This is a genomic window from Massilia sp. 9I, assembly GCF_902506415.1.
In the GTDB taxonomy this organism is placed as follows: domain Bacteria; phylum Pseudomonadota; class Gammaproteobacteria; order Burkholderiales; family Burkholderiaceae_D; genus Telluria.
Genome location: NZ_LR733275.1, coordinates 3,678,626 through 3,696,505 on the forward strand (window position 1 = coordinate 3,678,626; position 17,880 = coordinate 3,696,505).

Here is a 17,880-nt window from a genome sequence, read left to right on the forward strand (position 1 = left end):
CACTCATGTTCGAACGTCTAATCCGCTTTGCCATCGCGCACCGATGGCTGGTCCTTCTAATCGTCGTCGGTATGGCGGCGATTGGAGTCTACAACTATCAACGTCTCCCCATCGACGCCGTCCCGGACATCACGAATGTTCAGGTCCAAATTAACACTGCGGCGCCCGGGTTCTCGCCGCTCGAGTCGGAGCAACGGGTAACGTATCCTATCGAGAACGTAATGGCCGGTCTGCCGAATCTTGAGCAGACAAGGTCCATTTCTCGTTACGGACTTTCGCAAGTGACGGTGACGTTCAAAGACGGGACCGACATCTACTTTGCCCGGCAGCTCGTGAACGAAAAGCTGCAGGAGGCAAAAGAGCGCCTACCTGCGGGCGTCACCCCGGAAATGGGTCCCATTTCGACGGGTCTCGGAGAAATCTACCTCTGGACAGTAGAGGCCGATGAGAACGCACGCAAGCCCGATGGGACACCGTACACGCCAACGGACCTTCGGGAAGTTCAAGACTGGATTATCAAGCCACAGCTTCGGGTTGTGCCTGGCGTCACTGAGGTCAATTCCATCGGTGGATACGTGAAGGAGTATCACGTCGCCCCCAATCCGCAGCGCCTGGCCGCATACGGCTTCACGATGAAAGACATTGTCGAGGCGATAGACCGTAACAACAGCACTGCGGGCGCCGGGTATATCGAGCGTCGCGGCGAACAGCTTCTAGTTCGCGCACCGGGACAGGTACGGACGCTTGATGAGATTGCGAGTATCACCTTGGGAACCGCTCAGGGAATCCCAATTCGCGTTCGGGATGTGGCTGAAGTAAGTATTGGCCAAGAGCTTCGTACTGGCGCCGCGACTGACAACGGGCGCGAGGTGGTGCTTGGAACGGTCTTTATGCTTATCGGTCAGAACAGCCGCGCCGTCTCCCAAGCGGTCGACCTGAAGATGAAGGAGATTAATCGAACCCTTCCGAAAGGCGTGCATGCAATAACGGTCTATGACCGAACGGTGCTGGTCGACAAGGCCATCAATACCGTCAAGAAGAACTTGGTAGAGGGCGCGTTGCTCGTCGTCGCAGTGCTGTTTCTCTTCCTGGGAAACATCCGCGCTGCAATCATCGCTGCAATGGTCATACCGCTTTCGATGCTCTTCACCTTTACAGGCATGGTCACGTACAAGGTCAGCGCTAACCTGCTTAGCTTGGGGGCCCTGGACTTCGGCATCATCATCGACGGGGCCGTGGTAATCGTCGAAAACTGTGTGCGAAAGCTTGCAGAAGCGCAGGGACGTCTCGGGCGCCCGCTGACTCGAACGGAACGCTTTGAAGAGGTGTTCGCAGCGTCGCGCGAGGCGCGCCGGCCGCTACTCTTCGGCCAGCTCATCATCATGGTGGTTTACCTGCCCATCTTCGCCCTCTCTGGGGTTGAAGGCCGGATGTTCCATCCGATGGCTATAACCGTCGTCATCGCCCTGCTCGGAGCCATGATTCTTTCGATTACTTTCGTTCCTGCCGCCGTAGCGCTGTTCATCGGTAAGTCGGTGGCGGAGAAGGAAAGCAGATTGATGCACCAAGCCAAGCGGCTCTACGAGCCGCTCCTTCGCAAGGTCATGGCTAACGGTCCTGTCGTCATTACGTTCGCCGTAGTCAGCATCTTACTGTCGGGCCTTCTGGCGACGCGTCTTGGCAGCGAATTTGCGCCAAGCCTGAACGAGGGAGACTTTGCCATCAACGCAAACCGCATCCCGGGTACAAGCTTGTCCCAAACAGTGGCTATGCAAGCTCAGCTCGAACGTGAGCTAAAAGCCAAGCATCCGGAAATTGAACGCGTGTTTGCTCGCACCGGAACGTCTGAGGTAGCCTCTGACCCAATGCCGCCAACGATGTCTGACGGCTACGTGATGCTCAAGCCAGAAGCACAGTGGCCGAAGCCGAAAAAGTCCCGCGACGAGTTGCTTGAGGCGATTCAAGCAACTGCGGCAACTCTGCCTGGTAACGCCTACGAGTTCTCTCAGCCAATCCAGCTCCGGTTTAACGAACTCATCTCTGGGGTCCGTAGCGACGTTGCTGTTAAAGTGTTTGGGGACGACATGGAGGTGCTCACCGAAACTGCTGAGCGACTGTCCAAGGCCTTGGCGAAGGTCGCTGGCGCGACTGATGTGAAAGTTGAGCAGGCAACGGGCTTGCCGACGTTAGCGATAAATATCGATAGAAACAAGGCATCGAGATATGGTCTGGACATAAGCGATGTCCAGAACGCTGTCGCCACTGCTGTAGGGGGTAAGGAAGCGGGAACGGTCTTCGAAGGAGACCGTCAATTCGGCATCGTAGTTCGACTCCCGGAGGGCACTAGGAACGACTTGGATTCGCTGGGACGCCTGCCAATTTCGCTCCCTCGCTTCGAGCAATCGACCTCTGGCCCGCGTTTCATTCCGTTGCGTGAGGTTGCTACTCTGGAGGTTGGCCCTGGGCCCAACCAGATTAGTCGAGAAAGCGGAAAGCGACGTGTTGTCGTGTCGGCGAACGTTCGCGGGCGAGACATCGGTTCTTTTGTGAACGAAGCCCAGGTGTCGATTGAAAAGTCAGTTTCGGTACCTGCGGGGTACTGGACAGTGTGGGGTGGCCAGTTTGAGCAGTTAGAGTCAGCGACCGGCCGGCTAAAAGTGGTAGTCCCGCTGGCACTGCTTCTAGTGTTCACTCTGCTCTTCGCGATGTTCGGTAACCTTCGAGATGGGTTGATTGTGTTTTCCGGGATTCCGTTCGCGCTTACCGGTGGAGTGCTCGCACTATGGCTCCGTGGGATTCCGCTCTCAATCTCAGCCGCTGTCGGCTTCATTGCGCTATCAGGTGTTGCCGTGCTAAACGGACTGGTAATGGTCTCGTTTATCAAGCGCCTGCAGGAAGACGGAAGGCCGCTTCATGACGCCATCCACGACGGGGCGTTGACCCGTCTGCGACCAGTGCTTATGACCGCTCTCGTGGCTTCAGTCGGGTTTATCCCAATGGCCATTGCAACTGGGACTGGCGCCGAGGTCCAGAGGCCGCTGGCAACGGTCGTCATTGGCGGCATTCTTTCCTCTACGGCGCTGACGCTGCTTGTTCTGCCAATCTTGTACCGGTTCGCCTATCGCCGCAGAAATGGTGTCATGGTGGCTGGCATGAAGCAGGAAGTTATCTCTTAACCGGTTCCAGCAGCGGCTGAGGGAATAGCTCGGCCGCTGAGGATTAAAGGCACCTACGCATTGGCATTATTTGCAAAGGTAAGCGTTGTTGGCCCCCCTCTTCGCACAGGCAATAAAGAATCCTAGCAGTTTCATTAGCGCCCGCGCGCCGGCACGGAAGAACTACTTAATAAGCAATAGCAACCGATGTTCTAAACACGCGTGGAATTTGCTGTATCAGTCGATTCAAGCGTTGTCGTGATAAATTGCTGACTCCACATATCAGAAAAGATAAGCTATGCCAACCTATCAGGAATACCAGGAACAAATTGCAAAGTTGCAGATTCTTGCCGAGCAAGCACGCCAAGATGAGCTTAGTGATGCCCGTCGAAAAGTTCGTGAGCTCATGGATGCGCACAAGCTATCGCCATCCGACTTTGCAGAGCCAAACAAGAAGGCAAAGCAGTCAGAGAAAAAAGGCACGGTTCAGGCTAAGTATCGCGACCCGGACTCCGGAGCAACTTGGACGGGCCGCGGCCGGGCACCACGTTGGCTCAACGGTCGAGACAAAGAAAAATTCCTCATCAAATAACAGGTAGTTGCGTCCTGATAAATTGAGATGGCTTCGGTTTAACGGCGGCACGCTCAGTCATTTACAGTCATTAGAGCAGCAGCTCCTGCTGCTTGCTGCCTCACTGATGGCCTTCAACTCCGCAGTCACTTCTTCATCGCCCAGACTGTAGACAGGTGCAAATCCGCCGCCCGGAGTCCTGAAGTTCGTGGTCTGCCCCTGATAGACACGCGCGGCTGTCCACTGGACTCGGCTGTTGTACACGTAGCTGCGCAAGTCGAACTTCAAAGTCTCGGGACTGTCAGCCGTACCGGAAACCCGAACACCAGGAGCGACAACTCGCTGAGCGATGTATTCGCCCGACAAGATTTCTTGCCAAACCCGCTTCGTTACCTTGTCGCCCCGGTAGGCCGCTCTGCCTCCGTATCCAGCGACAGGCTTGAAGAACAGATTGCGTCGCTCGTTCCACAATCGTTCCGCGTTATTGGTCGTGACGCTCTCGGTGAAAGGCACGTTGGCGACCAATATGTCGATAGTCGCCTGGGGTACCCCAAGTGCTTCGAGTACAGTGGCATCACTCAATATCGTGAGGTTTCGCTTGTTCGCGTAGACAGCGTGAGCGTGCGGGTGTGGAGTGAGTACAACCGCGTCCTCGCAGTACGCATCACGCAGAGCGCGCGACTCAGGCGCCTCGAGCATGAAGTCGGTAAGCCGATTGTAGACCAGGTCAATCTTAAGCTCACCAGACCACAGCGCGCCATCTTTGAAGTTAAGTTCACCCGGGTCGGCAATGACGGCATTGATGTCGTTCGTGGCGAAGAGCCGCTGAAACAGAAGGAATTCTGGGTAGAGGTATTGTTGCTGAGGTTGAGTGTCGACTATCGCAATGGTTCGCAAAGGCAAAGCTCGCTTTGCGCAGGCCCATTCTGCCTGGAACATCTGCACTATCTCGTCCTCGAACACGGCGCCGGAAAGGACAGCTTGTGCCAGCTGCGTATCGTCCAGACAGCAGGTTCGATGCGCCCTTGCCATAGCAGCGTTGAGCATCGCGCCTCCAGCATTTGTGTTTATTTCGATGAGGCCGAGGTTCGCGCCGTCCGGATGGAAGTCGTATCCGAAAAACACCCCTCGTGCACCGCTGGCCTCTCTCTTGGCAATATCGGGCGCATCGGCCAGTACAAGCTCTCTGTACGCGGGGAGCTTAATGACAGACTCGAGGGCACGTACTACCTCCTCAATTCTGGCCGCCTGGGTATTGGAAATGAAAACGGGCCGTGCCGAGAACAGGTACGGGCATCGTTCCTCTATCAGTTCAAATAGCATATCGTCATGCACTTCGCAGGACAGCGCCGACTTCAGCGCAGACTTATCCAAGCTGCTGCAAAAGCAGGAACTGTTGAGCTGTTCTGCTGGCAACCTGGTCGAGTCATACTTGCTTGCCGGGTTGTCAGTAACGATGTCGGAAGTTTGCATATGGTCCCTATCCTTGGTGCGAGCTTATGGCTTGGTTACTCGGCGCCGCCTGTCCGCGAAGGCGTAACGCGTTAGTAATTACGGAGACGGAGCTAAGACTCATGGCAAGCGCGGCAACCATGGGAGACAACAGCTGTCCAGTGAACGGATACAGCACTCCAGCGGCCAGTGGTATCCCAAGCGCGTTGTAGACAAAGGCAAAGCCGAGGTTTTGCCACATGTTTCGCACCGTCTGTACGGAAATGGAACGAGCGACAGCAATACCGCGCAGGTCTCCCTTCACAAGGGTGATGTGGGCACTGTTGATGGCCACGTCCGTCCCCGTACCCATTGCTACGCCGACGTTTGCTTTGGCGAGCGCCGGCGCGTCGTTGATACCGTCACCAGCCATTGCGACAACCCGGCCCTCTTTCTGCAATTTATCTACCAATGCAAGCTTGTCCTGCGGCTTTACTTCGCCGTAGAACTCGTCTATTCCCAGTTTTGAGGCAACTGAGCGAGCCGTCGTGATGCCATCCCCAGTAGCCATCACAACAGCTATTCCATCGTTACGGAGATTCGTCAGCGCCTCTATTGTCGTAGCCTTGATAGGGTCAGATACTGCCAGCAGGCCTACCAGCACGCCTCCCTCGGCGAGATACATTACGCTGGCACCCTCGGCTCTCAGACTCTCAGCAGGTCCCGTGAGGGCGTGCCAGTCAACATCCAAAGACTCCATCAGTGCGGTGTTTCCTAGTGCAACCCGTTTTCCGCCTACGATACCGGTCACCCCAATACCGCTGGCAGACTCGAAGGTTTCGGGCTTCGATAGCAAAATCCCTCGGTTCTTCGCCTCAGCCACGATTGCGTGAGCCAACGGGTGCTCGCTGCCCTGGTCGAGGCTGGCGGCAAGCTGCAAGACGTACTCACCGTTGTACCCTGGCGCCGCGACAACGGTGTTGAACGCCGGCTTTCCTTCCGTTAGCGTGCCCGTTTTGTCCACAATGATGGTGTTCACCTTTCGAAGGTCTTCGATAGCAGCTGCGTCGCGGAACAGCACTCCCTGGGTTGCGGCCCTTCCAGTTGCCGCCATGATGGACATTGGCGTCGCCAAGCCTAATGCGCATGGACAAGCGATGATGAGGACCGACACTGCATTCACAAAGCCAAATACCCAACTCGGCTCAGGCCCGAAGAGGCCCCAAACGACAAAGGTAAGAACAGCGATAACGGCGACAACAAGCACGAAGTACCCGGCTACCAAGTCAGCTAAGCGCTGCATTGGCGCGCGCGAACGCTGGGCCTGCGAAACCATCTGAACAATTTGCGATAGCATGGTTTCTGACCCAACTTTCTCAGCGGTCATTACGAGGCTGCCGCTTGTGTTGATGGTCGCACCTATTAGCCGGTCACCAGGTCGTTTTGTTACGGGCACAGGCTCGCCTGTAAGCATCGACTCGTCAACGGCGCTTTCCCCTTCCGACACCAGTCCATCCACCGGGACCTTTTCGCCCGGGCGAACTCTGAGGAAATCTCCCACGTGTACATGGGTCAGCGGAACATCTTCTTCGCTTCCGTCTGAAGCGATACGGCGTGCAGTCTTGGGAGCCAGACCCAGCAACGATTTGATGGCAGCAGAAGTTTGCGAGCGCGCACGGAGCTCGAGGATTTGCCCGAGCAGCGTCAGCGAAACAATTACTGCCGCCGCCTCGAAGTACACACCGATGCGGCCATGGCTAGCGAAACTGACCGGAAAAGCGTTCGGGGCTAAGGTAGCAACGACGCTATAGCCATACGCAGCCATGACCCCTGAGCCAATGAGCGTCCACATATTCGGACTCATGCGCATGAGGGACTGGAACCATCGCACGAAGAATGGCCAGCCGGCCCAGATAACGACCGGTGTGCTTAGCACTAACTCAATCCAACTTTGTCCTGGTAGGCCTGCCGGGAAAAGCATATGGCCGAACATTGCGAGGGCAAAAACCGCTGCTGTCAGAGGTAGCGTCCACCAGAAGCGCCGACGGAAGTCCACCAGTTCCGGATTTTCTTCGTCGTCCAAAGAAGGAAGTTCAGGTTCCAACGCCATGCCACAAATCGGGCAGTTACCTGGCACGGCCTGTCGAATCTCGGGGTGCATCGGGCAGGTGTACATCGTCCCTGTGGGAGCGTCCTTTAGACGAACTTCTGCCGGTTTCGCGGCAGCCAAATAACTCTCCGGCGCGGCTCTGAACTTCTCCATGCACTTTGGGCTGCAGAAGTGGTAGACCTCGCCCCCAAACGTAATTTCTCGCTCAGGGTTTGCACCAACCTTCATCCCGCATACAGGGTCGATGAACGGTTTTGAGTTCGCTGGTTGCTCCGAATGGTGCATGGAGTCCGCACCGTGGGCATGATGATGATTTCCGTGTTCGGCCGCGTGGTCGTGTGTAGCCTTGCTCTCAGTCATGGTCGGCCTCCCAGTGTCGTGATGTCACGTCAAAACTGCAGCGCTACCGATGAAAGATGCGGCACAGTTGCTTGTCTATGCATTCAGACTTAGTCATGACTTACTATAAACGTTCCCTTGATGGGAAGGTCAAGCACATTCTTGTTGTTCAGAGACCGCATCGATGTGCGGTATCTGAACAGTCGGCTACTACATTGCAGCCGGCGGCTGCTGCGAAGTCAAAACCGCAGCTGCGGACAACACAGCAAGCAAGACAATGCTCTCCACCTTCAGCGCGAACTTCACGCGCTCAAGACCATGCACTGAGCGTCGGGCAAGGGCTAGTCCGATGAACTTGTTGTACCCTCCGAGCACAAGAGCAATGCTTACTAAGCAGACCTTTACCCAAAGGGCAGTGGTGTAGATGCTGTCTCCAAGCAGGTTGTCCAATGTTCCTACCCTGTGCCATGCATTAAACAGACCAGTGACAAACACTGCTACAACTGCGACCATAGCCGCCGCGGACATCGAATCCAGGTAGCGGGCCATTGGGTTCAAGTCAGGTTGTCCTGCATGAGCACCAACTGCTTTCCACGCTGAGACAACGACCAAGCCCGTCCATGCCCCCATCGCAGTCAGATGGACTACTTCTGCTGCGAAGGGCAGAGCCCAGTAACCGTTTTCACCGGCATGCCCCATTGACGCGCGTACAAACGCGAAGAGACCTAGAGCCGCCAACGCTGTCCACTCGCGCCACACTGCGGTCGAACGAAGTGCTCGAATGAGCAGTACCAGGGTAATCGCAAAAAACGAGATATAGCCAGCCCGCCCAATACTTGTCATGGTTAACATCTGCCAGACTACGTCCTTGGCTTCTTGTAAGCTTACGCCCCCCATTACGGCAGCGGATGCCCACAACATAGCACCTGTCCCGAGCACACCGAGTGTAGCCGCGACAATGTCTCCCGAGCGCAGTAGGGCTTCAGCATCTGTACGTGGAATACCTGACGCCACAAGCCAACGGCGGGCCAGCCATGAGCCAACAAGCCACGCGAACGCGGCGTTCAAGGCAATGACTGACCCAACCTGAAGGCCCAAGACGCTATCCACTTATTTCACCGAGAACGAGAACGTGCCCGTACGGCGGTGACCGTCATGGCCGGCGACGGCCCATTTAACGGTATAAGTACCGGTGGTCAGGCCTTTGGTTTGGATGCGCACAATTGCCGGGTTGGCGGCATCGACCTTCGCCTTCTCAGTCTCGACAACCTTACCGTCGGTGTAAGTCAACGTCACAGTGCTAAACGCTTGCTCAACTTTCTCGTTGAAGGTCAGAGAAATTTCGGCCGGGGCCACTTCCAAAACGGCTCCTGGCGTCGGGTTCGAAGCTGTAAGCTTTGCGTGCGCCATCGCCAGTGGGGCTGTCAGGGTAGCTGCGGCAAAGACGCATGCTGCTACGATTTTTTGAACTGTTTTCATGTTTGACCTCTATGTCTATGTAGGTTTTGGTTACTTAGCTTTACGGGAAGACCAGTGAACATGCGTTATGAGCCACTTGTCGCCCTGCTTTTCCAGTACGGCAGTCTCTGTCCCAAACGAGTGGACGTTCGTTCCTTTGAACTTGCCCTTTGTCTCCGTCTCGCGTGTGACGATGGCGATATTCCCCTCAACTCGCTCGTTCTGGCGAATGACTGTCTGGCTCGTCGCTTTAGCAAAGGCCATGTCACTTGGCAGATGGTGGCCAGCATATTCGTCGCGTGAACGCTCGACGTAACCGGATTCGAAAATCTGGATAGTCGGGGAGAGGAAAGCAGTAGCCGCGTCGGCCTTCCCCGCTGACAGCGCGTTATGGAACGCAGAGACGGTTTCGAGTGGAGTCGCAGCGAATGCCTGGAGGGACGTAGCAGAGAGCAAGAGGGCAAAAATTGTTTGGCGCATAGATTTTTATATGTCTGTAATGGTTGGGATAGCCCGACAAGCCGATTTTCGATTACTAGACTTGTCGTGCTCTTAACTACTCTCGAACTTCTTACTTCTTCGGCGCTGCCCAAGATTTTTTCATCTCGGCCATGTGCGCCACTTCCTTCTTCTGCATTTCAACGAGCTTGTTCGCAAACTCCTTGACTTCGGCATGTTGAAGTTTTGGCGCTGCAGTTTGGGCCATCTTGATGGCGCCCTTGTGGTGCTGGCTCATCATGTCCACGAACAGCCGGTCGAACTGTTCACCCTTGGCGGAAGTCAGCTTTTCGCTCGACATCCCTTTCATCGACTCCGGCATCCCTGCCATCTTCATGTTCATCGCCTCGGGCTTGCCGGCATACCACTGCTCTTTCCATCCCTTGAGCTGGGCAATCTCTTTTTCCTGCTCGGCCATCATCTTCTTGGCCATATCCTTGAGGTGTTGGCTATCTGAGCGACTCTCGACCAGGCTGGCCATATGCATTGCCATCTGATGGTGCATTGCCATCGTGTCCAAAAACTGCTGTTCGTAGGGCGCTTTTGCGGCGTTCGGTGAGCTCTTGTGCATCGAGTGCATATTCGCCATGTCGTGTCCGGCGCCGCCGTGCGAGCCACTTTGATGCTGTGGCATAGCACTTGCGGACATAGCAATGAACGCGAACGAAGCGACTGCAATTTTCGAGATTTTCATATTTACTCCTTGGTTGGTTGCAAACATACTCATCCCCCTTACGGCCAGCGTCGGCGCTGAGTTAGGACGACGACGCCGTCTACTGCTCTGACTTAGTTTTGAACTGCCAACTGCGTGACGACGTATCGTCCCTCAAGCTTTTCGGCGACAAACTTGATTTTGTCGCCTGCTTTGAGCGCATCGAGAGCTGAGACATCCTTCACACCAAACACCATCGTCATGCCTGGCATGCCCAGGTTTTCAAGCGGGCCATGTTTGATGGTGAGGCGACCGGTGTCTTTATCCACCTTCTTGACTTCGCCATCGGACATGGTCGTTTCTTGGCCAGCGACAGCAGTAGCTGCGTGATTTCCGTGGTCATGCGTTTGAGCCATGACGCTATTGAAGGCGGTCAGCGCGAACGTAGCTGCAGCGAAGTGGGTGACGATTTTTGCGATTTTCATTGGTATCTCTTCTTTCAATTTAGTTAGCGGACGTTTGCTGACCGCCAGTTACGACTTCCGATTCGGTTAACTTACTCAGCAATCCTATTGCCGGTCAGTGCCCGGAGTGGCCCGACGGTTTGCGGACGTTAAACTCTACGTTCTGCGCCGGCTTCGGCGCAGGCATGGACTGCCCGCCGGCGGACGTACTCCTAACCGCTTCAGGCGGGGCGCCATTCCATTCATAGGCTAGGGTTCCGGCTGGGTGCTTGTACCACCCCGGGTCGCTGTAATCTCCTCGCTTTTGGTCTTTACGAACCTTCATCACGGTAAACATGCCGCCCATTTCGACGCCGCCGAAGGGGCCTTGGCCACCCATCATCGGAAGAGTGTTTTCCGGCAGTGGCATCTCCATTTCGCCCATAGACCCGCCCGTAGAGCCCATTGCCATGTAGTCCGGAATGATTGAACTAATCTTCTTCGCAGCGTCGCGCTGGGAGACGCCAATCATGGTTGGGATGTCGTGGCCCATGGCGTTCATGGTGTGATGAGACTTATGGCAGTGGAATGCCCAGTCACCAGGGTTATTCGCGACAAACTCGATGGCACGCATCTGGCCCACGCCAACGTCAACGGTCACTTCTGGCCAACGCGACTCCGGCCGGGTCCAACCACCGTCCGTGCCGGTCACTTCGAATTCGTGCCCGTGCAGGTGAATCGGGTGATTGGTCATCGTCAGGTTGCCGAAGCGAATACGCACACGCTCACCCTGGCGCGCGACCATCGTGTCGATACCTGGGAAGACGCGACTGTTGAACGTGAACAAATTAAAGTCCAGCATTGTCGAGGTCTTCGGGACGAAGCTTCCTGGCTCAATGTCGTAGCTACCAAGCAGGAATACGTAATCGCGGTCGACTTTCATGAAGTTGGGATTCTTCGGGTGGGTCACCCAAAAGCCCATCATCCCCATGGCCATCTGCACCATTTCGTCGGCATGCGGGTGGTACATGAACGTGCCGGGCCGCTTAGCCTCAAACTCGTACACCATCGTCTTGCCGGGCTGGATGCCTTTTTGCGTCAAACCGGTAACACCATCCATACCATTTGGCAGTGGTTGACCATGCCAGTGGATGCTGGTGTGCTCCGGCAGGCGGTTGGTCACAAAAATACGAACACGGTCACCTTCTACCACTTCGATGGTCGGCCCTGGTGAGGCGCCGTTATACCCCCAAAGGTTTGCTTTCATGCCAGGCGCAAACTCACGAACAACCGGCTCAGCAACCAGATGGAACTCCTTGACACCGTTGTTCATGCGCCATGGGAGCGACCACCCGTTGAGCGTCACAACCGGATTGTAAGGACGGCCATTCGGTGGCGGTGGTGGAACCTGCGTCGCTGCGCTCTGCATGATTACTGCTTCCGGGAGGGATGCTGCGCCGACTCGACTGACCACCCCGGCCCCAACCAGTGCCGCCGCACCGGTAAACAAATCTCTACGTGAAACCATCTCAACTCTCCAATTAATGTTCAGCCGCTAGCGCGGAGCTCGACGCTGTAACGGTTGGCCGCGAAACGGCCCCGCCGCTGCCATTTATGGCGGCCTGCAGCTCCGTCTCTGCAATCCAGAAATCTCGTTGCGCTTCAATGGCGCCGTTGACGCTCGTGATTTGGTCGCGCGAGTCAGCCAGCAACTCGAAAACGCTGGCGAGCATCCCGTTGTAGCGAAGGAGGACCTCTTCCGAAATCTGCTTCCTTAACGGGACTACCTCATCGCGATAGTGTTTGGCGACGTCATAGGTCGTGCGGTATGCCGAGTACGCTTCGCGCACTTCCGAGCGCGCGCGAACAGCAGCGTCGGCGGTACGATTGACAGAGAGCATGTACGTTGCCTTCGCACGAGCACGTCGAGACCCGCCCCAGTCAAAGATAGGTAACTCGAGCGATATTTCGTAGCCGTTCTCCCGAGGCGCCCCGGTAATGCTCTTGTTGGCGTATCCAGCGTCCAGGACATTGATAAAGCCTGTAGCGTTTGTCAGACCCAGCGACCGAGCGGTAGCGTCAACGTCCCGCTTGGCAATCTGGATGTCGAGTCTCTGCTCCATTGCAAGAGCCTCGAGCGCTCCCGGTTCATTTGGCTTTTGTGGGAGGTCTGGAAGACGGTCGGGAATCTTAAAGTTGACGTTTGAACCCCAGAGGCCTAATAACCTGACAAGTTGCTCACGTGTTGCCGTAGAAGCGTGGCGGGCGCGGGCATACTGCGTCGTTGCCTCCGCATAGAAAGCCTGCTCACGTGCCCTGTCCAGTTTGCTCCAGTTGCCAACCTTGGCTTGCTCCTGCGCGAGCTGGGCTCCAGCCTCGGCTGAAGTCACTACTTGGCTCATAAATTTCTCTGTCTGAGCAGCTGCCACGGCGCTGAAGTACGCACGACGGGTTTCGCTAGCCAAGCGCACTGCTTCTGACGCAGCGGTCAGCTTGGCTTGTTCAAACCGGCCACGTTCAATATTGCTTCGCAGTGGAATAGTCACCAGACCAATCAGGTCAAACATCACGCTACGTTCAATTTCAACCTCGTCGCCGCCACGCATCCGGCTAAACGAAAAGCCCGGGTTACGCATACGGCCGGCCTGGACAAAGTCGGCTTCGGATACACCGAGCTCAGCGAGCGAAGCTTGAAGGCCGCGGTTGTTGAGCAATGCAATCTGCACCGCAGAGTCAGGCGTCAAAGGCGCTGCCAGGAGCTTGGAGACTTGGGCAGAGCTAGCCTGCGCGTCGCTGTCGGTTCTTTCGCCGGCCACTCCAAAGCCGATACGGGGCTGCGTCAACTTCGAGACGTCGCTCGCCCCGCCGTCATTGGACAACGTCGAACATCCGGCTAAAACCGATACGGCCAGCAAGAGAGTGGAAGTCTTGAGTAATGGTGTGAAAACGATAGGCGTCATTTCTTCGTCTCTTTTCCTTGTTGCTGATGCTGTTCATGCGACGCTTCATTCGCCGCACCCTTTGCAGGGGCTGGGCGAGTAGCATTGGCCGGCATTTTTTCCTGGCCCATCTGGTGTCCTGCATGAGGGTCGGGCTTTGGCACCGGCGCCATCCGGTGCCCGGCGTGTGGGTCAGGCTTAGTCATTGGTGCCGTCTGGTGCCCTGCGTGGGGGTCGTGCTTTACCACCGGTGCCATTTGATGGCCTGTATGCGCTGCCGGCGAACGTTGGCCAGTCGGGGCCGCTGGAGCGATAGCTTGAGCTGGCATCTGATGACCCGCATGGGGGGGCTGGCCAGTCGGTTCGGATGGTGTTCCGTGGCCGGCATGGGCGCCCGAAGTCGCGCCTTGAGTCAGCATCGTGTGGCCACTGTGGCTCCCTGCACCCTGCGCTGCTGGCGCGTGGTCCGCGTGAGCGCCACCGTGCATACCCTCACTCGCGACGGTAGCGTTTGCCTCTTTCCAAACTTTGTCAGGCGAGACGTTATCCGTAGCAACCGGTATGTAAGTAGAGAAAGCGGACGTGTACGTCGTTTGTGAAACCTGCGCAGCCGGGTCGGCCGCTTTGAGTGAAGCTGGTGGCTCGCCGGCGATGGCCGCGAACGAAGTTACGGCTACCGCACTGGCGGCAACAAAACATTTGGAGAACATAGTCGTCCCATAATCGAAAGTAGACGCGCAGCAGTAATGCGCGACAAAAGCACAACGGAATACGAGCGAGTACGCGCGTCGTTGCTACCAAAAACGATTAAGCGGCGAGATGCCGAGGGGGACGTTCGAGACTGTCGGGAATGAAACCGGCCACGAGAGTAGAGCCAAAGGTCACATAAACCTCAGCGCTATTGAAGGAAGGCTTAAAGGCCAACAATTGCGGTGGTGCAACAGCACAAACAAAGCACGCAGCACAAGCGCTGCATGACCCGTGATTGGGTGGTTCGGAAGTGTCGTTACTTTGGTCGGCTGAGGAGACCATCTCTGGGCACTCTTCCTCATTACCGGACTGCTGGGCCATCACGGCATCATGTGAACTTGCCGAAGCTTCGCCGTGGTCCATTGACGCCACTGCAACCATGGTCATACCCTGATGACCAGAATTGCACGTGCGCAGTACGTTTGCCGCGAATGCCTGAAAGGGCATCACGGCAATCAGCAGCCATAGCAAGTAGGTTTTCAGGGTTCGATTCATTGGCTGAGAGTGTAGCACGGTCGTTTGTATCGTCAAGGCGACCCAAACGAACGATACAGCTTCCAACAGTGGGAAGGTCAAGCGAAATCGCGAACTAGACCGGAGTTGCCATTATTGCAAACAGAAAGCAATAATGCTGAGCAATAGAATCCTGCGCCTTCGCATTTATTTACAACATTCCAGCATCATCCAAACTAATGAACCTCATCCGCCTCGTGCTTTCACTGCTGCTTCTCGTGTCAGCACACGCACGCGCGCAGGATGCGAAACTCAGCCAGAACTACCGCTTGCGTGAAGCTGGCTACTCAAGTTGTGACATCTCCCTCCTAGACGCGCGACAGCTCGAACTAGTGCGCCGGGCTGCCCTGGCACGAAATTTCCGGTATTGCGACAGAGGGTACGCTCGCTGTGACATGACGATGCTGACAGAACATCAGCGAGCTCAAGTTGATGCATCGGCCCAGGCAAAGAAGTTCCGCTACTGCGATAGCGGTTACAGCAGCTGCAACCAATCCCTCCTAACGCGTTCACAGCAAGCCCAAGTCAGCGAGTCGCAACTGCAACTGAAAGCGCAACTTCCGCAACTGCGATAGTGGCTACTCTGCCTGTGACTCAACATTGCTGACTGAACAGCAGCGTGACCAAGTCACGGTCTCGACCTTGAACCGAAATTTCAGGAGCTGCAATAGTGGTTATTCTGGTTGCGATGTATCGCTCATGACAGCGGAGCAGCGCAGGCAAGCGGAGGCGTCTCGACTTAACCCGCAACTTCCGAAAATGTAATAGTGGATACTCTTCGTGCGATACTCATCTGCTTACCGACACCCAGCGCACTGCCATTGAAGAATCTGCAGTTCGACGGAATGCGTACAACTGTCAAAAGGGATTCAGCACCTGTATTAATACCGTCCGCCCCTCCGAGGCGCTATCTTCGGCGCTTGGACAGCGAGGGAATGCAGGGTATGCCCACGCTACTAGCGCCTACGGCACTAATGTCCAGCGGTCGTCGTATGAGAGGGCTGAAAGCTCAACCGCCAGGCTCGAGGCACCAACTTCTGCTTCTATCTCAAGCATCTCTCGACGACCGGCACTGCTGGCCCCGAGCGGCCCTTCTTGCGCTGAGAATGGCTCTTGCGCCGGGGACATTAGCGCGACAACCTTGAGACCCAAGACGACGCACGTCAGCGGTTACACGAGACGTGATGGCACGTACGTTCCCAGGCACTACCGCAGCAAGTAAGCCATCATTTCTTAGAACGCGAAACCAAAGCTCGGATTCCCGAATCGACTGCATTAGGTAGCTTCGTTCCTTCTGGAAGTCAACTGTGGGCCGTGCAGTGGAAGTCTAACAACCGCTCGTATAACTCGAAAATGCAAAGGCGCCAAGTGCAAGCGGCTTTGCCTTGACCTCGGTAAAAAGCAGGTGGTACGGTGAAGAGGCGTCTCATTTCCGGTTGCCTTCCGCTTACTCGACATGTCACACAAGGTCATCGGGAGTCGTTCGCCAGTCATTGAATCGCGCCGTAATTGCTCACGCCGAGCCCTACCATCCTACGAAAGAGAGTCGATGTGCGAACTTCCCAAGCTGCAGGCCGAGAGCTACATCCGGATTTCCCTAATGAGCCAATTGTTGGCGCAATAAGCGGCGCGCAGCACAAAGTATTGCTGCACCGCGGCGACAATGGAACGTATCAAATTCCTCGACGGTCACATGAAGAAATCATGCGCCGTTTTGAAGCGGCGGACGACCTCGTCAGTCAGTTGGTCACGTATTTCAAGCGTAAAAAAGCAGAGTTTCCAGAATGGACTGATGAGAAAAATTTAGAGCGGATTCGTCTGGCGGTGATTCGGAAAGTTCAGCAGGGGGAGTGGCCCTATACGCAAAGCGAACAGAAGTGGATTTTGGACCGCCTCCGCGAGCGAAGCTTGGAACTAGATTATGGACAAACAAAGTAGTTCCTGAACGCCCCGTCGTCAGAGCAAGGTCGTGGAGACGCATAAGGTGTCATAGATAAGTTACCACTCCGGGAAAAGGGTGGAAAACTGTCCTACTAGGACACTTTTGTCCGGCGTCCCGGCTGAGCACGTTTCGCCACCGAAGCGTAACATCGACAACAACAAATGGGCACGCAGCGGGCTCGTACTCACCATTCCGGCTCATTCTGCAACTCGCCGTTGTCTCGCTCCGCGAGGTGGAGTTCCAGTCCAACAGCCGCGGACCACATAAGAAGCTGTCTGAAGCTAATGTCGTCTGGGTTCTTCTCCAGATACGAGATGCGGTTCTGACTTAGGCATACACGGTGACCTACCTGTGCTTGAGTAAGTTTGCATTGCTTGCGTGCCGCCACAAGCAACTGACCGAGTTGAGCTGCGGTTACAAGCCTAAAGGAGGAGGGGAGCAGTGGCATAAAAATATCCGTATATCAGCTATTCTCAGATTAGCCGATATACGGATATTATGCAAACCCTTAACAGCCCCAGAGAGGTAGGGGAGTAAGCGTCACTATTATGCTCAGCTGAGCCAGCGCACTGCCGACACTGCGGAACGGGAGGTGACGGTTCTTGGTGTTCCTGACGTATGTACGCACCTAGACCTTAAAGTGCAATGACGTCCTGCGGAGGCTAGGGTCGCACCTCGTCCGTACGAACAATCGCCAGCTCGACTGCGCTGATGAACTCTGCGGTTGAAATCCCTAAAGCATTGCACCAAGCACGCAACTCTATGACGTCCAATCGACGCTGCCCGCCTTCGCACTTGCTGATGAAGACTTGTGTAACGTTCAGCTTCGCTGCGATGTCAACTTGAGTAAGGCCAGCACGCTCCCGCGTCTCCCGAAGAACCTTAAGCATGACACTGTACTCTTGCGTATAAATAGTTTTTTCCATTGTGTGCGTAGCTGGCCGAAGGTAACAGCTTGCACGGCACGAGAAAATAGTCCAAAATGGAATATTCCAAGATAGAATATTATCTGGAGGGGTGGTTGCAATTTTGTCAAATGGCCCGAACAACTACTGCCTCTACTCATATGCACGAGTCTG

Annotated in this window: 15 protein-coding genes; 3 read left to right on the forward strand and 12 right to left on the reverse strand. The window is 55.6% G+C overall.

Translation table 11 applies throughout. The features are described 5' to 3' along the window. The first annotated feature begins 5 nt into the window (after nucleotides 1-5). Both GV068_RS16470 and GV068_RS16475 read left to right on the forward strand, forming a co-directional pair. Nucleotides 6-3,176, forward strand: a complete 3,171-nt coding sequence (locus tag GV068_RS16470) for an efflux RND transporter permease subunit (protein WP_159700064.1) — start codon at nucleotides 6-8, stop codon at nucleotides 3,174-3,176. A gap of 277 nt (nucleotides 3,177-3,453) precedes the next feature. Next, nucleotides 3,454-3,747 (forward strand): H-NS family nucleoid-associated regulatory protein, encoded by a 294-nt coding sequence (locus GV068_RS16475; protein WP_159700067.1) that lies wholly within the window; start codon nucleotides 3,454-3,456, stop codon nucleotides 3,745-3,747. 57 nt (nucleotides 3,748-3,804) lie between these two features. Here GV068_RS16475 and GV068_RS16480 read toward each other — a convergent pair whose 3' ends face one another. The 10 genes from GV068_RS16480 to GV068_RS16525 all read right to left on the reverse strand — a co-directional run bounded on the left by GV068_RS16480 (nucleotide 3,805) and on the right by GV068_RS16525 (nucleotide 14,841). Continuing rightward, nucleotides 3,805-5,199 carry a hypothetical protein gene (locus GV068_RS16480; RefSeq protein ID WP_159700070.1) on the reverse strand — a complete coding sequence of 465 codons (1,395 nt, stop codon included), beginning with the start codon at nucleotides 5,197-5,199 and terminating at the stop codon, nucleotides 3,805-3,807. 7 nt (nucleotides 5,200-5,206) lie between these two features. Continuing rightward, a complete protein-coding gene (locus tag GV068_RS16485) occupies nucleotides 5,207-7,627 on the reverse strand; it encodes a heavy metal translocating P-type ATPase (RefSeq protein ID WP_201303302.1) in 2,421 nt (806 codons plus the stop codon). Between the two features lie 189 nt (nucleotides 7,628-7,816). Continuing rightward, nucleotides 7,817-8,527: a copper resistance D family protein gene (locus GV068_RS16490; RefSeq protein WP_159700073.1), complete on the reverse strand. Its 711-nt coding sequence runs from the start codon at nucleotides 8,525-8,527 to the stop codon at nucleotides 7,817-7,819. A gap of 189 nt (nucleotides 8,528-8,716) precedes the next feature. Then, nucleotides 8,717-9,085, reverse strand: a complete 369-nt coding sequence (gene copC / locus GV068_RS16495) for a copper homeostasis periplasmic binding protein CopC (protein WP_159700076.1) — start codon at nucleotides 9,083-9,085, stop codon at nucleotides 8,717-8,719. Between the two features lie 30 nt (nucleotides 9,086-9,115). Continuing rightward, a complete protein-coding gene (locus GV068_RS16500) occupies nucleotides 9,116-9,544 on the reverse strand; it encodes a DUF4440 domain-containing protein (protein WP_159700079.1) in 429 nt (142 codons plus the stop codon). Between the two features lie 91 nt (nucleotides 9,545-9,635). Further along, nucleotides 9,636-10,256, reverse strand: a complete 621-nt coding sequence (locus tag GV068_RS16505; RefSeq protein WP_159700082.1) for a DUF305 domain-containing protein — start codon at nucleotides 10,254-10,256, stop codon at nucleotides 9,636-9,638. A gap of 92 nt (nucleotides 10,257-10,348) precedes the next feature. Beyond that, complete coding sequence (locus GV068_RS16510) at nucleotides 10,349-10,699, reverse strand: copper-binding protein (protein ID WP_201303303.1); 351 nt, start codon at nucleotides 10,697-10,699, stop codon at nucleotides 10,349-10,351. A 94-nt stretch (nucleotides 10,700-10,793) separates the two neighbouring features. After that, entirely contained in the window at nucleotides 10,794-12,185 is a 1,392-nt protein-coding gene (locus GV068_RS16515) for a multicopper oxidase family protein (RefSeq protein WP_159700085.1), read from the reverse strand. Between the two features lie 13 nt (nucleotides 12,186-12,198). Beyond that, a complete protein-coding gene (locus GV068_RS16520; protein WP_159700088.1) occupies nucleotides 12,199-13,617 on the reverse strand; it encodes a TolC family protein in 1,419 nt (472 codons plus the stop codon). Nucleotides 13,618-14,403: 786 nt separating this feature from the next. Continuing rightward, entirely contained in the window at nucleotides 14,404-14,841 is a 438-nt protein-coding gene (locus GV068_RS16525; protein ID WP_159700091.1) for a hypothetical protein, read from the reverse strand. Between the two features lie 1,569 nt (nucleotides 14,842-16,410). Between GV068_RS16525 and GV068_RS16530 the strand changes: the two genes are divergently transcribed. Then, the gene (locus tag GV068_RS16530; protein ID WP_159700094.1) at nucleotides 16,411-16,797 is read left to right on the forward strand and encodes a hypothetical protein; all 387 of its coding nucleotides are present in this window, start codon (nucleotides 16,411-16,413) and stop codon (nucleotides 16,795-16,797) included. Nucleotides 16,798-16,985: 188 nt separating this feature from the next. On the opposite strand, the gene GV068_RS16535 is transcribed toward GV068_RS16530, so the two are convergent. Both GV068_RS16535 and GV068_RS16540 read right to left on the reverse strand, forming a co-directional pair. Continuing rightward, nucleotides 16,986-17,249 (reverse strand): helix-turn-helix domain-containing protein, encoded by a 264-nt coding sequence (locus GV068_RS16535; RefSeq protein ID WP_159700097.1) that lies wholly within the window; start codon nucleotides 17,247-17,249, stop codon nucleotides 16,986-16,988. 214 nt (nucleotides 17,250-17,463) lie between these two features. Further along, complete coding sequence (locus tag GV068_RS16540) at nucleotides 17,464-17,727, reverse strand: helix-turn-helix domain-containing protein (RefSeq protein WP_159700100.1); 264 nt, start codon at nucleotides 17,725-17,727, stop codon at nucleotides 17,464-17,466. Nucleotides 17,728-17,880 lie beyond the last annotated feature (153 nt).

Coding starts and splice junctions, on each gene's coding strand:
- GV068_RS16470 (WP_159700064.1), top strand. CDS start 6: ATGTTCGAACGTCTAATCCGCTTTGCCATCGCGCACCGATGGCTGGTC.
- GV068_RS16475 (WP_159700067.1), top strand. CDS start 3,454: ATGCCAACCTATCAGGAATACCAGGAACAAATTGCAAAGTTGCAGATT.
- GV068_RS16480 (WP_159700070.1), bottom strand. CDS start 5,199: ATGCAAACTTCCGACATCGTTACTGACAACCCGGCAAGCAAGTATGAC.
- GV068_RS16485 (WP_201303302.1), bottom strand. CDS start 7,627: ATGACTGAGAGCAAGGCTACACACGACCACGCGGCCGAACACGGAAAT.
- GV068_RS16490 (WP_159700073.1), bottom strand. CDS start 8,527: ATGTTGTGGGCATCCGCTGCCGTAATGGGGGGCGTAAGCTTACAAGAA.
- copC (WP_159700076.1), bottom strand. CDS start 9,085: ATGAAAACAGTTCAAAAAATCGTAGCAGCATGCGTCTTTGCCGCAGCT.
- GV068_RS16500 (WP_159700079.1), bottom strand. CDS start 9,544: ATGCGCCAAACAATTTTTGCCCTCTTGCTCTCTGCTACGTCCCTCCAG.
- GV068_RS16505 (WP_159700082.1), bottom strand. CDS start 10,256: ATGAAAATCTCGAAAATTGCAGTCGCTTCGTTCGCGTTCATTGCTATG.
- GV068_RS16510 (WP_201303303.1), bottom strand. CDS start 10,699: ATGAAAATCGCAAAAATCGTCACCCACTTCGCTGCAGCTACGTTCGCG.
- GV068_RS16515 (WP_159700085.1), bottom strand. CDS start 12,185: ATGGTTTCACGTAGAGATTTGTTTACCGGTGCGGCGGCACTGGTTGGG.
- GV068_RS16520 (WP_159700088.1), bottom strand. CDS start 13,617: ATGACGCCTATCGTTTTCACACCATTACTCAAGACTTCCACTCTCTTG.
- GV068_RS16525 (WP_159700091.1), bottom strand. CDS start 14,841: ATGAATCGAACCCTGAAAACCTACTTGCTATGGCTGCTGATTGCCGTG.
- GV068_RS16535 (WP_159700097.1), bottom strand. CDS start 17,249: ATGCCACTGCTCCCCTCCTCCTTTAGGCTTGTAACCGCAGCTCAACTC.
- GV068_RS16540 (WP_159700100.1), bottom strand. CDS start 17,727: ATGGAAAAAACTATTTATACGCAAGAGTACAGTGTCATGCTTAAGGTT.